The sequence below is a fragment of the Chitinophaga oryziterrae genome (assembly GCF_009758125.1).
Lineage (GTDB): Bacteria > Bacteroidota > Bacteroidia > Chitinophagales > Chitinophagaceae > Chitinophaga > Chitinophaga oryziterrae.
In genome coordinates this window covers 136818-151857 of sequence record NZ_WRXO01000002.1, presented here as the reverse complement: position 1 = coordinate 151857, position 15040 = coordinate 136818, and the positions used below count along the sequence as shown (strand labels likewise).

General features: G+C 40.4%; 11 protein-coding genes and 1 tRNA gene. 6 read left to right on the top strand and 6 right to left on the bottom strand.

Annotated features, from left to right (window positions below):
- Positions 1 to 3: 3 nt before the first annotated feature.
- Positions 4 to 498, top strand: a complete 495-nt coding sequence (locus tag GO495_RS08185) for a hypothetical protein (RefSeq protein ID WP_157299231.1) — start codon at positions 4 to 6, stop codon at positions 496 to 498.
- A 69-nt stretch (positions 499 to 567) separates the two neighbouring features.
- On the opposite strand, the gene GO495_RS08180 is transcribed toward GO495_RS08185, so the two are convergent.
- Positions 568 to 984: an acyl-CoA thioesterase gene (locus GO495_RS08180; RefSeq protein ID WP_157299230.1), complete on the bottom strand. Its 417-nt coding sequence runs from the start codon at positions 982 to 984 to the stop codon at positions 568 to 570.
- A gap of 373 nt (positions 985 to 1357) precedes the next feature.
- Here GO495_RS08180 and GO495_RS08175 point away from each other — a divergent pair, with 373 nt between their 5' ends.
- From GO495_RS08175 to GO495_RS08165, 3 genes are all read left to right on the top strand, one after another.
- On the top strand, positions 1358 to 1798 hold the full coding sequence (locus tag GO495_RS08175; protein ID WP_157299229.1) for a YqgE/AlgH family protein: 441 nt from the start codon (positions 1358 to 1360) through the stop codon (positions 1796 to 1798).
- Between the two features lie 507 nt (positions 1799 to 2305).
- Entirely contained in the window at positions 2306 to 5392 is a 3087-nt protein-coding gene (locus GO495_RS08170; RefSeq protein ID WP_157299228.1) for a SusC/RagA family TonB-linked outer membrane protein, read from the top strand.
- Positions 5393 to 5418: 26 nt separating this feature from the next.
- Positions 5419 to 6930: a RagB/SusD family nutrient uptake outer membrane protein gene (locus GO495_RS08165; RefSeq protein WP_157299227.1), complete on the top strand. Its 1512-nt coding sequence runs from the start codon at positions 5419 to 5421 to the stop codon at positions 6928 to 6930.
- A 283-nt stretch (positions 6931 to 7213) separates the two neighbouring features.
- On the opposite strand, the gene GO495_RS08160 is transcribed toward GO495_RS08165, so the two are convergent.
- Genes GO495_RS08160 through GO495_RS08150 form a run of 3 tightly spaced genes read right to left on the bottom strand, consistent with a single transcriptional unit; the run spans position 7214 to position 12239 of the window.
- Positions 7214 to 8287 (bottom strand): hypothetical protein, encoded by a 1074-nt coding sequence (locus tag GO495_RS08160; RefSeq protein ID WP_170302651.1) that lies wholly within the window; start codon positions 8285 to 8287, stop codon positions 7214 to 7216.
- A complete protein-coding gene (locus tag GO495_RS08155; RefSeq protein WP_157299225.1) occupies positions 8277 to 9362 on the bottom strand; it encodes a DEAD/DEAH box helicase in 1086 nt (361 codons plus the stop codon). The genes GO495_RS08160 and GO495_RS08155 overlap by 11 nt, the downstream gene beginning before the upstream one ends.
- Positions 9363 to 9371: 9 nt before the next feature.
- The gene (locus GO495_RS08150; protein ID WP_157299224.1) at positions 9372 to 12239 is read right to left on the bottom strand and encodes a BREX system ATP-binding domain-containing protein; all 2868 of its coding nucleotides are present in this window, start codon (positions 12237 to 12239) and stop codon (positions 9372 to 9374) included.
- 645 nt (positions 12240 to 12884) lie between these two features.
- On the opposite strand from GO495_RS08150, the gene GO495_RS08145 reads away from it, so the two are divergent.
- Positions 12885 to 13100 (top strand): type II toxin-antitoxin system Phd/YefM family antitoxin, encoded by a 216-nt coding sequence (locus tag GO495_RS08145; RefSeq protein ID WP_157299223.1) that lies wholly within the window; start codon positions 12885 to 12887, stop codon positions 13098 to 13100.
- Positions 13094 to 13354, top strand: coding sequence for a Txe/YoeB family addiction module toxin (locus tag GO495_RS08140; RefSeq protein WP_205691229.1), 261 nt, complete (start codon positions 13094 to 13096; stop codon positions 13352 to 13354). The genes GO495_RS08145 and GO495_RS08140 overlap by 7 nt, the downstream gene beginning before the upstream one ends.
- 300 nt (positions 13355 to 13654) lie before the next feature.
- Here the strand turns inward: GO495_RS08140 and GO495_RS08135 are convergent, their stop codons facing one another.
- Positions 13655 to 14338 (bottom strand): hypothetical protein, encoded by a 684-nt coding sequence (locus GO495_RS08135; protein ID WP_157299222.1) that lies wholly within the window; start codon positions 14336 to 14338, stop codon positions 13655 to 13657.
- 601 nt (positions 14339 to 14939) lie between these two features.
- Positions 14940 to 15013: transfer RNA gene (locus GO495_RS08130), tRNA-Met, on the bottom strand.
- Positions 15014 to 15040 lie beyond the last annotated feature (27 nt).

The following is a 15040-nucleotide window of genomic DNA, read 5'->3' as shown; positions in this document are numbered from 1 at the left end:
CAAATGAGAACTTTCATATTAACAACAGCCGCCGTTTTTCTGGCAATAGTTACTACCGAAGCAAAAGGTCACAAACCAACAGACAAAGGAGTAAGCAGTTTCTCCAAAGAACAGTTTGCTGCTGATTTTGACCATACTTCAAATGCCGTATGGAGAAGAACCTCTCTTTTTGATGAAGTGTCATTTATCGAAGATGGGAAAAGCTATACCGCATTCTATGATACCCATTCTCAACTGGTAGGAACAACGTCCATTGCCAGGTTTTCCGACCTACCCGCCAATGCGCAGACACGCATTAGAAAGGACTATAAAAATTACAATGTGGAATCAGTTGTCAAATATGACGATAATGAATTAAACGCTACAGACATTCAATTATTCGGGCTTCAGACAGATGCTGCCGACAGTTATTTTGTTGAGCTGAAGAAGGATAATAGACGTCTGGTAGTACAGGTATATACTAGTGGAGATGTTACTTTCTTCCATGACATAAAATAGCAGACCTTTCTGCATCACAGTTAAAAAAATGCCCATAGTGTTTTACTATGGGCGTTTTTTATGTTTTGATTATTTATCCAGTACTGGCGCCCCTTTCAACTTTTCTTTAATTGAATCCGGAAGATATGGGCGTCCACCGGTAGCAGGTACACATGTACCGGTAAAAACTGCTTTAGTAACGACCTTATTGTTTAGAATTATTTTTTGTTCAAAATGTATCTGAGGTTTATCGCTTTTATCAGCAAACAATTCACATGTTACGGTGAATGTATCATCCTTCTTTAAGGAACGAAGGAAATTAATGGTGTACTGAGACAATACCATATTTATTCCTTTTTCCGCTTCTTCCTCAAGACTGAATCCAAGCACGTCTTTTATAAATTCATGTCTGCAATATTCCATGTAAAAAGGGTAAAACAAACCATCCATTATCCCCTGAACGTCTATATGTTCCGGCTTTACGGTATATTCTTTTACATATTCCATAATTGATTCTTTTTCTGCGAATATAATAACAATTTTCAGGCGTTACATTGTAGCAAAAGACAAAACATATGTTGATCTGCACTTTGATGAAAGTAATCGCTGAATGTTATTGGGCAACTTTGCTTTTTTTGAGGCTGATGGTAAATATATGATAACAGCCGCTCCTTCTGTTGAAGCTCATCTTCCGGTGGATATGATCGAAACATTGGGAAAACCAGCTGTTGCAGAATCCCTGGAAGAATTTTTGAAATTGTACCATAATAATCGATAAATTCACTAAGCATTTTACGACTGATTCTACCAGAGCGTTCTCATGCAGGCAGTAATATGAATACCATTCTTGAAGTGATAACTTGAATTATCTTTACCTCATATGAAACCAGGCATTTTTATAAAAAGCACCTCTCTTTTGGATGATACCGTTTTTGAAAAGTCGGTAATATTCATCACAGAGTATAATGAAAAAGGTGCAATGGGTTTTATCATAAATAAAGAGTTTCCCCGAAAATTAAATGAACTGGAAGAATTTAAGAATATAATCCCTTTCCCTATACATCTCGGAGGACCTGTAGATCAGGAACATCTTTACTTCGTACATCAACGGCCTGATTTAATAGAAGGAGGTGTGCCGGTGACTGATAATATTTTTTTGGGCGGAGACTTTAAGTCAGCTGTGAAAAATATTGACAATAATATTCTTACTGAAAAAGACATAAAGATATTTATTGGCTATTGTGGCTGGGACCACCTTGAACTGGATGAAGAAATAGCAGAAGGTAACTGGCAGATATTGGAGGACGGAACACTTTTTTAACGTAACAAAATCAGTTTCCAAGTTTTCTTTCTACAATAAATCGTTCTGACTATAAATAAAAAGACCTCATTTCATGAAGCCTTTTTTATCCATGATAGCTGGAACGGGAAAATTATCTAACCGCATACCAAATGATCTATTATTGTTTATTAAGTTACGCCCACTGCATAAATCAAGATAAGATAATTGAAATTTGCACATCCTACAATTTTCATAGACTATTTATTTATACTATTTTTGCTGCACCGATATATTATTGTAGCATATTGATTTGTTAAGCCAGGATAAATTACAAGAACCCAAATATTTATGAGAAGACCAACTATACATTTATCGACCTTATCTTATTTAACGTCTTTATCTATAAGCATAAGTCTTTATTGTAGCCCGTCTTAATCAATGCACATAATCAATTTAGCGATTACCAGTTGCTTTTACCCATCAGCTGGAATATATGTTATTGCCCTAAATGCAATGCTTTTCTATATTCTTATAATCTAAATACTTATGTTCAAGACAAATGTAACCCTCGTGCTTGCACTCCTTTTCAGCACACGACTTTTGGCACAGCAAAGACAAGTGCAGGGGCAGGTGCTCGCTGCAGAAAACAAGCAACCATTGCCGGGAGTGACGGTAAAAATTAACCGGACTTCACTTGGCACAACTACCGATCAGGAAGGACATTTTCAGCTGAATCTTCCCAGCAGCAAGACAGTACTTTCCGTTTCCTTCATTGGCAGGGAAACTGTAGAAACAGAAGTGCGCGAAGGAGATGCAAATGTGATCATCCTCCTGAAGCCGGCCAATACTACTTTGGATGAAGTGGTAGCAGTAGCCTATACTAATGTAAAACGCTCGGGATATCCGGGAGCACTGTCCACTGTCAGCTCAGACAAGATCAATAACCGGCTTACACCCAATGTTACCAATGCTTTACAGGGTCTTGTAACTGGTCTGCAAACCACATCTTCTAACGGGCAGCCCGGTAACAGCTCTACCATACGCATACGTGGCATAGGCTCCATCAATGCTTCCAGCGCGCCCCTGTTTGTTGTGGACGGCGCTCCATATGAAGGAGACATTAATGCGCTCGATGCTGCAGACATAGCATCTATCAGTGTACTGAAAGATGCTACTGCCGCCAATCTCTATGGCTCACGCGCTGCTAACGGAGTCATCATCATTACAACCAAACAGGGAAAAAAAGGCGAATCCGCAGTGAATGTCACCTTTAATCAGGGCTGGAGCAGTCGCGCTGTCAGCGATTATGACAAGATTAATACAGATCAGTATTTTGAGCTTTACTGGGAAGCACTGCGCAATAAGCAACTAACAAACGGGCAGTCACCTGCGCAAGCAGCAACCGCGGCCAGTGCGCGTGTAGTAGCGGATCTGGGCATCAATCCCTATGGGCCCGCTTTTCCTCAACCCGTAGGAACGGACGGGAAAATCATGGCAGGTGCACACGCATTATGGAATGACGACTGGGGAAAGGGCATACAGCAATCCGGAAAATATACACAGGCACAGCTTAACTTCAGCGGCGGTAGCGACAAATCCTCCTACTATGTTAGTGGTGGTTATGTCAATAATGAAGGGGCTTACATAGGCTCTGGTTTTAAGCGTTATAATTTAAGAAGCAATATTACTTTACAGGCAAAACCCTGGCTGAAAACAGGTCTTAACCTGAATGGTTCCAGCTCTGCACAAGATTATCCAGCATCTTCTGACTCCCGTACAGACAACGTAGTGTTGTTCGGCAGGACTATTCCAGGTTTTTACCCCATTTACCAGCGCAATGCAGACGGCTCCTATAAGCTAGACCTCAATGGTCAGAAACAGTTTGATTACGGAGACTACCGTCCCTCCGCAGCCCTGGCCCGGGAGAACCTGATAGGTTCTTTACCACTGGACAAGAACAGGTATACCAACGAGAATATCTCTGCCAGAACATTTCTTGAAGCATCGCTCACGAGGGCATTACATTTCAAAACCAGCTATAATATCGATTATGTAAACAACAATTCACTTGTTTACACCAACCCTACAGTAGGTGGAGATGCCGAAATAGGCGGCTATATCAGTAAAGCCAATGGCAGAAAACTTAGCTATACATGGAACAATATTCTGACCTACGATGCAGACCTGCTGGGAGGCCATCATCTCAACCTGCTCGCTGGCCATGAATATTATTACTTTAATGCCAGCACACTGAACGGAAGCCGGCAGAAGTTTGCATTACCAGACTTATATGAGCCAGCGGCGGCTTCTCAGTTAAATGATTTTACTGGTACCTCAGATAATTATGCGAAGCTGAGTTTCTTTGGTCAGGGGCAGTATAATTACCTGAACAGGTATTATTTCACTGCTTCCGTAAGAAGGGATGGCTCATCTCGCTTCTCTCCAGACTCCCGTTGGGGTACATTCTGGTCTACCGGAGCATCCTGGAGGATCTCTGAAGAGGCATTTCTGCGTTCTGTAAGCTGGCTGAATGCCCTCACACTCAAAGGAAGCTACGGCGCCTCCGGTAATGACAATTTAAGCACTTACTATGCTTACCTGGCACTTTTTAACATACAGAACAACCTTGGCAACGGAGGTGTAATCACTTCCAGATTGGCCACACCAGGCTTGAAATGGGAAAGCAATCTTAATCTGAACATAGGCCTGGATTTTGGATTATTTGATAACCGTCTGTACGGCACTATCAATTATTATAACAGGATCAGCAAGGACCTCCTGTATGCAAAACCTATGGCTGCATCTACTGGTTTCGGCTCTATCAGTGCCAATATCGGAGCATTACGCAATACAGGTGTGGAACTGGAACTGAATGCAATTCCAGTGAGTACCCGGAATTTCAAATGGAATATTGGGCTGAACGTTGCGCATAATAAAAACAAAATCACGGAACTGCCGCAAAAGGAAATTATCAGCGGCACCAAAAAGCTAATGGTGGGCCGATCCATCTACGACTTCTACCTGCGTGAATGGGCCGGTGTGGACCCACAGACCGGCAATCCACTCTGGTACCAAAACGATGCAAACGGTAAAAAAGTGACCACCACCAGCTATGCTTCTGCTACACAGTATTATGCAGGTTCTGCCTTGCCGGATGTAACAGGTGGCCTCTCCAATACTTTAAATTACAGAAATGTTGAACTGTCATTTTTATTAGCCTATAGTATAGGAGGTAAAGTGCTGGACCTCGATTATGTATCCATGCTAAGCGGAGCTACAAGCCCTGGCCGTAGCTGGTCAACAGAACTGCTGGAACGCTGGACACCTGAGCATACTAACTCAGATGTACCCAGATTTACAACTGATAACCTGAACTGGACCTCCACATCTACCCGTTTTCTGTACAGCGCCACATATGCGCGTCTTAAAACAGTATCCCTTGGATATTCACTGCCTGCAACGTTATTGTCCAAAATCGGCATCAGAAGCGCGAAAGTATATGCTCTGGGCGAGAATCTGCTCACCTTTTATGGTCATCAGGGCATGGACCCTGAACAGTCTATCGATGGCACTACCTATTATCAATATCCTGCTATGAAAACATTCTCACTGGGCATACAGGTAGGACTCTAATGTGTAACGTATAACATTAAACGAAAATGAAAACTAACAGATTTTATACATATACTGCAGCGCTGATCATTGGTCTGTCGGCCTGCAACAAGCAACTGAACACTGCTCCTTCCGATGCAGTATCAGAGGATATTCTTTTTAAGAATGTCGCCAACCTTAGTACTATATCAGAAGGCACCTGGGCGTCCATGATGGATGATTTTTACGGAGGCACCTACAGTAACCCCGGATTCAAAACCATTGCGCTAACCAGCGATGCTATGGCGGATGACGTAGCACTTATCACAACCAAATACGGCTTTCCTACTGCTTACCGTTTCACGCAGATGAACGATAAAACGCAGTCACGTGTTACTGCTATCTGGGGTCAGCTTTACAAGATCATCAATAATAGCAATATCGTCATCGCCAACGTAGACAAGGTTGAAGGCGATTCTACAGCTAAAAAAGTGCTTAAAGGTCAGGTGCTGGCATTAAGGGCGCATACCTACCTTACCATCGCATCCTTTTACCAATTCTCATACCTGAAAGATTCCCTGGCTAAAACAGCACCTATTTATACAGTGCCAACCACAGCCGCTACAGTAGGGAATCCCAAAGCTTCACTGAAAGAAATTTATGAACTGATCTTTTCTGATCTGTTACAGGCAAAAGTGCTGCTGACAAATTATGATCGACCGGCTAAATACAAGATCAATGCGGACGTAGTAAACGGTCTTCTGGCACGGGCTTATCTGAATACCGGCAGGTGGGCTCAGGCAGCGGCTGCAGCAGATGAAGCACAGCGGGATTATCCTTTAATGATACCCTCAGAATACAGTAAGGGATTCAATGACGTCAATAACTCTGAATGGATATGGGGACATCCTGAAATTCCCAGTCAGAGTGATGGCAGCTATAGTTTTAATTTTCTGGATGTATCTTCCTCTTCTTCCTACTACTACAGTTTTATGGCCGATCCTTTATTTGGAGAATTGTTTGAGGGAGAAGACATACGTAAAACGCTTTTTTCCTGGGATGGCTCTGCAGCCGCCAGGGAAGGTTATCTGCAATATAAAAAGTTTAAGTTCAAGGCAGACCAGACCGCAGACCTGGTGCTGATGAGAAGTTCCGAAGCCATATTAATCAAGGCAGAAGGTTATGCCCGTGCCGGCAATCTTACTGAAGGCATCAATGCCCTGAACCAGCTCCGAACAGCAAGGGGAGCCAAAACATTTGAACCAACAGGCGCTACGCAGGATGACCTGATAAAAGAAATCCTGATTGAAAGAAGAAAGGAACTGTGGGGAGAAGGATTCGGCTTATCTGACATTATCCGTAATCAGCTGCCTGTTGTACGCAAGCCTTATGTGGATGCCAACGGTAATGATATAAAAGTAACAGTCGTAACTCCTGATGGTACTACCAAACAAGTAGCCGCCAAATACCATACTGCACTTAAGTTCTCTGATGGTACAAACTTTGGAGCCAATAGCCCTTACTATATTTTCGTTATACCACAGGGCGAAGAGCAGAATAACCCGAATCTTTATAAATAATTTTCCCCTTTAGCAACGGATAGCTGTATAGCTGTCCGTTGCTCGTTTAACTGATGTATCCAATGAATTTTTGTAGGTATACTTATTTGTTGGCTTCTGGAGTACGCAATATTGTCTAAAGTACGATATAGGGGATGTAAATGGTACTTGAAAACCAATGACAGTAAGTCATAAATAAAAAGGTTTTCAGCAAACCTGAAAACCTTTAGTGTAGCGGGAACGGGCGGTATATCTAACCAATTACTGCTAGATTTGATAGCTTTCAGAACGGGCCGGAATATCTCTAATAATCAATCGTCATTTCATTTAACTCACGAACAAGTCCGGATAAATCCATATCTTTTTCAATAATAGCCTTCTTTGATAATTTGGCTGGCAAACATTCCGAAAATTTGGAGAACCATTTAACCTCGATTTCTATTTCCATATGGCTCCTGATTTCTTGCTCTGTCCTGGTTCTGAGCTCCGTAATTAAGTCATATATCTCCTGGACTGATTTTGGTTCTTTTCCAAAATCTATTATCACTTTTTTATAATCATATTTTATATCCCCTTTGACTTTTGAGCATAAGAATTTATATAAACTCCGATTGATCTTATCTCCGGAAAAAGTCCAGAGATAAATTCTTTCGGCGTCTGAGGAGGCTTCTATTATCCAACTACCATGGTTCCAACCTAAGTTACTATGGGCATTTCTCTCTGCATTTAGTATTCTGAGGGCAGGTAAATCCAGGAACTCAAGTTTTTCATCACTCATAAGCAGATGGCCAATTTCCTGGGCTAATTCAAAGGGAACATCGAAATTTCCGATAGTACTCCACTTAGGAGGAATACCTGTTTCATTCTTTTGAACTACTATTTGCTGTAATTCATGATCTATTTTAAGCGCATTCCATTCCTGACCACCTAATACAAATACAAAAGGCAGTTGTCGTTCCCTTGCAAAACCTGAATCAAGCGTACCAACTACTTTTTTACCATCTACAACGTTATACATGGGTCCTGTATCAAAAATGGCAAAAAGCCTTTTCCAGTTAGCGCGGAGAAACTCATCCTCACTTTTCTTTCCTGTCAGTAATAAAGTTCCGTTTATAATCCTTAAATAATCCTCTTGCACCATATGACTTATTAATAAGTCGAACTCGCTTCTAGTTATCCTGGAAAAGCAGTACGCCTTTGAAAGCACATTCCAAATCTGTTCTGCTGTAGCTCCTGCATTTTGAAGGCAGAAACAAATAGTTTGGTGGGCCAGAATATGAAAAGCCCTATTAGGAAGTAAGATTGCTTCTGAACTACGCTTCATACCCAAACTCACACAACCCGTCAATAAAATTAATTCCTCTTCATCAGCACACAATCCCCCGAAAGAATTGGGGCCTGCCAACCCTACGGCCTGTCCGCCCTACACGTTGAAGAAAAGAGCCTGAACTATTTAATCCTCCAATCTGAACTACCTGATCTAGCTCACCAATATCAATTCCCAACTCCAGGGTGGAAGTGCTAATTATTGCGTTAAGCGATTCAGTCGAAGTATTCTTAATGGATGTTTCTGCATCTTCTCTCAATCGCTTGCTGACTGAAGAGTGATGCGTCTTTACTTTCACAGGGAACCGGGATCGACTCTCAAGATTACGTTCATTTATTCGAGATGCAGTTTCTTCCGTAAAGGTCCGGGAACGTTCAAAAACAATTGATTTCTTCTGGCTCAGTAACGCATATAAACTATCCTGAAGTTCCAGCCCGCCATCCATAAAATAACGGATCTTAAAATCTCTCTCCTTCGTATTTGTTGATGGTACACGAATACATTCCCCACCTGACCTGTTTCCTGTTAGCCAACACAATAACTCATCGGGATTACCCACTGTCGCAGAAACAGCAATTCTTTGAGATTTGTTCTGTATACCCGCTTCGACTCTTTCTAAAAGAGACATCAAATGTGAACCTCTTTCAGTTAACGCAAAATAATGGGCTTCATCAATCACAATAGTTTCAAGATTGCTAAAAACCTCTCTCCAGTTCGCCTTACGAAGTAGAATTGCTTCAATTGACTCTGGAGTAGTAAGCAAAATATCGGAAGGGAAAAGCATTTGTTTTATTTTATCGCTTTGGCTTACGTCGCCATGCCATTTGAATGCCTCCATATAGCACATTTTTGCATAGGGCAGCACTCTAAGCGCAAGGTCATTGAGCAATGCTTTCAGAGGGGCGATATATAGTACCTTAAATCCAGGTGTTTTACGCGTAGATATCCTTGTTAACAGGGGGAACAGTACAGCTTCTGTTTTTCCACCAGAGGTAGGGGCTTCAATGATACAGCTTACACCCTGATAAATGGGATCAAATGCCTTCTTTTGAATATCAGTTAGGTCCCTCCACTTTTGATCTTTTACAAAATCCTGCAATCTTGGATGCAATTTATTCAATGACATATCAACAGGTTAATTTGAATTAAATGAGGCCTCTGGAACCGTTTCTAATACCGATTTCTTTAAGAACTGGGATAAACTAATCCCTTTATTCTCCTCACATAAATCCAACATTTGAATAAATTCCCTCAGGATGGGCCTAGGTTTACGATCTATGCTTTCTTCACCAAACATTGTCCATTCCCCTATTAGCTTCAAAATAGAATCATCGTCTGCAAATTGTTTTGCATCCCAGCCATAAGCAATACCATACAAATCGCGCACTTTAAATACAACATTTGCCAGTCTTTGCGAATCTAAAGCCTCCAAACTGATAATTGGCTGGCGCATACTTACAAAATTCTCATGTGTAAAAGGAGTCATTACCCGTTCTGCTAATGCCTCATAGCTTTTAAGCCCATAGCGTTCATCTTCAAAAAACTCATCTGTACCAGTGAATATAACAAGACAGCCGGGAAGCGCATTTCTTCCAGCTTCGTCAATAAGCAGTCGAAGTGTTTCCAGTGCCAATTCACGTTGGCGTGCATGAGGAAATTTCCTGACCAATTCCAATTCATCCACTAAAAGAAGTAAGCCTTTGTACCGGGCCCCACTTATAATCTGTAGAATTGCCCGCATTCTGGGAAATACATTATTAGCCTCCAGGTAACCTTTAACGCCAATATCCCTCAGTGCCTGTGAGGAAAGAGACCTGCTGCCCATAATCCAGGCAACGGCATTCGACACCAATTCAATATCTCCTTTTACCTTCCCATCATAAAATGCACGCAATGCCAGGGAAAATCCAGGTTCGATATCATTAAAATTCGCAAACTCGATTTCTATTGATTTTTCTACTATTTTAATAAGGCGCTCATGACTACCCTCCAGGGTCAGATCTATTCCTTCTATCCGGGCCGTCTTGTTGTGAATATTGAGCAGCCAGGATTCAAGAATATCCATCAATGCACTTGAATCCGTTTTCTCCGGAGTACGTAATCCATTGATCAATCCGGAAAAGAAAATTGGCAGATCAGATAAGGGCTGATCATGACTAATATTTATAAACGAAACGGCAAACTCATTATTTAAAGCAAACTCCTTTAACCAGGAGCAGAGAAACGTCTTCCCTGATCCATATTGTCCCCTTATAAATTTAAAATGAGATTTATTGGCGTTAACCTCCAACAAAATGTCAGAGAGATGATTTCTTGCGGTTTGCTGCCCTACCATCAACAAATTCAAATTATTTCTGGGTACAACACCGTGGCGTAATGCATCAATAATATCCCGCGCTGTTTTTTTCTCTAGGATCTGGCCGTCGGCAATATCATTTGAGGTCCACTGATAAATATTGTTATTTTGAACACTTTTTATCTGAATATAGGGTTTATCATCCCTGTTCAATTTTGCCATCAGTTCGGCCATATGAGCTTTATGCAAAAACCAACCAAGTTTATGCTTAGTAACAATCCGGGCAAGATCCTGTTCTGTAATGGATTTGGCTTCCTTCAATATCGCCAGGACTATTTTTTCATCACGCCCTAGGTTAGGAAATCTGGCATTAATCTCATCCCAGTTAGAAGGCAAAGCTATTGATTCCGTATTCACTACGGTTTCAACCTCCTGTAATTGCAGAACAGCTGGTATATTTGTCATATCAGACGCATCCCGACTTATTTGAAGATCACTTTGTGCGGTAGCGGGCACATAATCTAAAATTCGATCAACCAACTCTTGTTTAGACCCTGAAACAGGAAGTGTCAATCTCCGACACATCTGGGCTAAATCTTCTTTCCTTAGAAAATTAAATATGGATCGCTCAGATTTATAACTATCCAGAATACGTTTTACCTTCTCATCTTTAGTTCCACTAGTCATAAGCGTATTCTGATGGAGTATGTCATATAACTGTTGCCCTGTAAGGTTTAATAATATTTTTGAATAAATCTCGGGAGACATTTCTCTCACCTCCGGCGCAGGGGGCTGCGTAGGTAATAGCTCCTCCTTTTGGTGTAAACGCAGATCCATATCTTCATCGAAAAATTGAATAATATTAGCAATTACCGCGTTTTTAGCTCCGCTAATCTGAATATTCTCCTGCCTGCACAATTCGCGTAAACTTTCCAGATGAAACAATCCTAAAATATCAGCGGGAGGGATCAGACTATTTAATAGCCGGTCAATCACGACATCCTTCGAGCCACTAACATTAAGCTGATAATACGTGAGCGCTTGTGCAAGGTCATCCCGGTTGAGACTACTTAATAATCTTTTATAGGAATCGTCCATAAGTTCAATCCCAAATGTTTTGCGTATTTGTATTGCAACTTCATCGGCAATAATATACTTATTATCGTATGTAAGAAGAATGCCCGTTGCAAGTAAAAAGTTTCTTGCCAGATAATACTCCTGTTCAATATCCCACAATTCAAGAATAGATGAGTCATGTATTAAGGTAAAATGTTCCCGGTCCCAAATACCTAGTTCCGACTTAACCAATTCAAGAATATTTGCTTCACTTTTGTCAATCAACCCATCATTTTCCCAAGCCCTCTTCAAGATTTTTATATAAAGCTTTGGATTTTTCTCATGAGAAGGTTTCGTATTAGCAGCTCTGGTTGAAAGTTCTTTTACATACTCTAAAACTTTGCCTCTAAACCCCTCTACATCAAACATGAAAGAAGGAGATTGCAGGATCAAATTTAATATAGCAAACACGGGAGGTCTTGCATACAAAATCTTTTCGGAAATATATGATTGGGAACTCAAAGCTGAAATAATTTCCTGAACAATAACTGACTGAGGCAATCTAAGACTGATAGCCTCATCAACTTTATCAGCGGAGAGCTTATCCAGTAAGGGCGTATCATAATTTTCCAGAATGTTGAGTAGTTTCATACGTGTTCATGTTTGGGTGATTTGAAGAAATTTGTTATACTCGAGGCTATACACTGGGAGGCTGTATCATTGAGGCTATTTATTTAAGATAAGACAATCACATTGAGCAGTGGGGAATAATTAAACAACTTGTCCCGATCACTTTATGCAGAGTGACAGAATATCATAGTGTAGAGATTTAAAATCTGTAAATACAAGTTAAGTATTTAGTTCTTAAAAACAAAGTATTTAATCCTTTGAATATCTACATTTTAAGATTTAACAATATATATTCATTTAAGCTGAAGTTATCAGACCCCGAACAGGGAAACATCGATAGGAGCTATTACTGATCAGGATGGTTTGGCGATCTCAGAGCCAAATGATTGAATTGTATCAAAGGCGCAAGCAAAATACCAGTTACGCACAAATAATATTTATAATAAATAGGAGCTACGCCGGAACTGTGGATGAACATGCAGCGCAACTATGATTTGTGACATGCAAGGTGCCAAGTAGCATTGACGAAAATCAAGCATTTCCGGCGGGGGAAAAAATTGTACTGGATGGCAATACCATCAGACCCGTGATTGCCTCTCTATCCCAATAGATAGAGTTATGACCCTAAACCTTGCCGGGAGGTGGAAAAATTGTTATATTTGCTATATGACAACAATTACAATCCCAGCGATAAATTCGGATCAGGAAACGGCCATCATGCTGTTTCTGGACGCGCTGCACGTGCCGTATAAAATGACGGGCGACATTGATGAAACGGATTACCTGCTTTCTTCCCCTGCCAATGCAGAACATTTAAATAAATCAATGGAACAAGGCAAAAACGGCCAGGTTACACGAATCAGCCTGGACGATATATGCTGATTATCCAGCTTACGGACGAAGCAAAGGCCGACCTCCTGCACTGGAAAAAAAGCGGTGCGCAGCTTGTCTTGAAACGCATCCGACAATTGCTTGACGCAATACAACAGGAACCATTTACCGGCATCGGCAAGCCGGAACCATTGAAACATAACTTGTCCGGCAAATGGTCGCGGCGGATTTCCCAAGAACACCGCCTTGTGTATGACGTGGTTGATAACGTCATTACTGTTTACTCCCTACGGCTACATTATTAATCCCGTATATTTTATTTCCCAATCATAAAGTAGTGGCCAATGGCTTACAAGTATAACGCCGCAAGCAGTTGTACAAGTAAGTAATTCTCTGAATACATAGACTTTCTTTGCGCAATGAAAGGCCTTCTTCTTGCAACCTTTAAAGGAGCAAGGGTTTAAATGTTGTAGGATAGTTATAGGATAAATAAGGCTTTCAAACGAAATGCCTGAAAGTCTTATCTATCCTATAGCGGGAACGGGAGAATTGTCTACCAATTGATACAAGATTTGCTGTTTTCTGAAACATAAAATGCCTGTTTTTCAAAAATCAAGAGTTATAATTTCACTCTTTATTAATTCATCGTTAAACATAAATTCGAAGCGAATTTTAGCCATATTTCCAGGGCATTTCCTTGCAAAATTATTTAGTTGAAGTTTAAATCTTTTAGATCCTTCTCCGAAAATAATAGGTCCCCCAATTACATCATCTAGAATAATTGAATTTACCCGCTTATTAAAGTCCATTTCGAATTCGATAGTTCCAATGGATTGGAGAACTTCCGTAGCAGGAAACCCTTTTAATTGTGTCCAAACTTCTTCTATTATAATGTCTATTTGTTGTAAATGGTATATAAGACCTGCATTATTTATAAACTGAAAATCGAATATTAGTTCGCTTGATTTCAATGATTCATCGAGTACTATTTCTTGAATAAAATAATTTTTCTCATTTTCCGACCTATACCAGATTGCATTTTGGGTATCGACAGAAATTTTGCTAAGTGATAAATTTCCTTGTTCTTTTATGAAGAATTGATTAGGATAGTAGTGCCACCCTATTTCAGGGTGCTTCAACATTAATGAAATAAGCTCAGTATGTCCCCAATGCGAAATTGAGAGGCCATTACGCAAATTCTGTTGTCCTTTGTTCATGAATTTTTCAACGGCTTCTATCATTGATTCTTCATGTTCATACTCCTTTTTTAATAGTTCAAACCATTGCATGTCGTTTTTTTAGAAATCTTCCGGCGTAACCAATATCCATGATGACATTTCCAGAAATTTATCAATAGCATGCTCAAGGGATAACTTAATGTCGGCTTTATGGTTTGTAGTAAGGTTAGAAGAGTAAAACTTGTATTGAAAACCTGTATATACAAAATCATTAGTTCTTCTCCATCTCTTTTTTAGAATGCTATCGACTCCTTTATAATCACCAGAAGCATCTGAGCTTATTATTGATTCCAGTCCTCGCGCATTAGCTTCAGCTATTATTAGTTGATTCAACACTCTAACGAATTCATGACCGCCTCAGCTCCTTTTCCAATTATCTGATACAAGTTTGCTACATTAGGGATAGGCATAAGTTCAATGGTTTATTTGATTAGGTTACCAATACTAATAAATGTATAAGTATTATAACAATATATCCCTAATGTGGTTTTGAATATGCATTAAAAAGGTTTCATCTAGAAATCAGAAGATGGGAGATATGAAAAAAGGTAGTTTCAGAAGGGAGAAAAGTATAGAGAAACAGATAATCTATGTCTTACCAAACAAAAAAAGGCTTTCAAGCGTATGCTTAAAAGCCTTTTAATTTTCCTTGTAGCGAAAGAGGGAGTTGAACCCTCGACCTCAGGGTTATGAATCCTGCGCTCTAACCACCTGAGCTACCTCGCCATTTCCCGTCTTCTATTTCAAAACGGA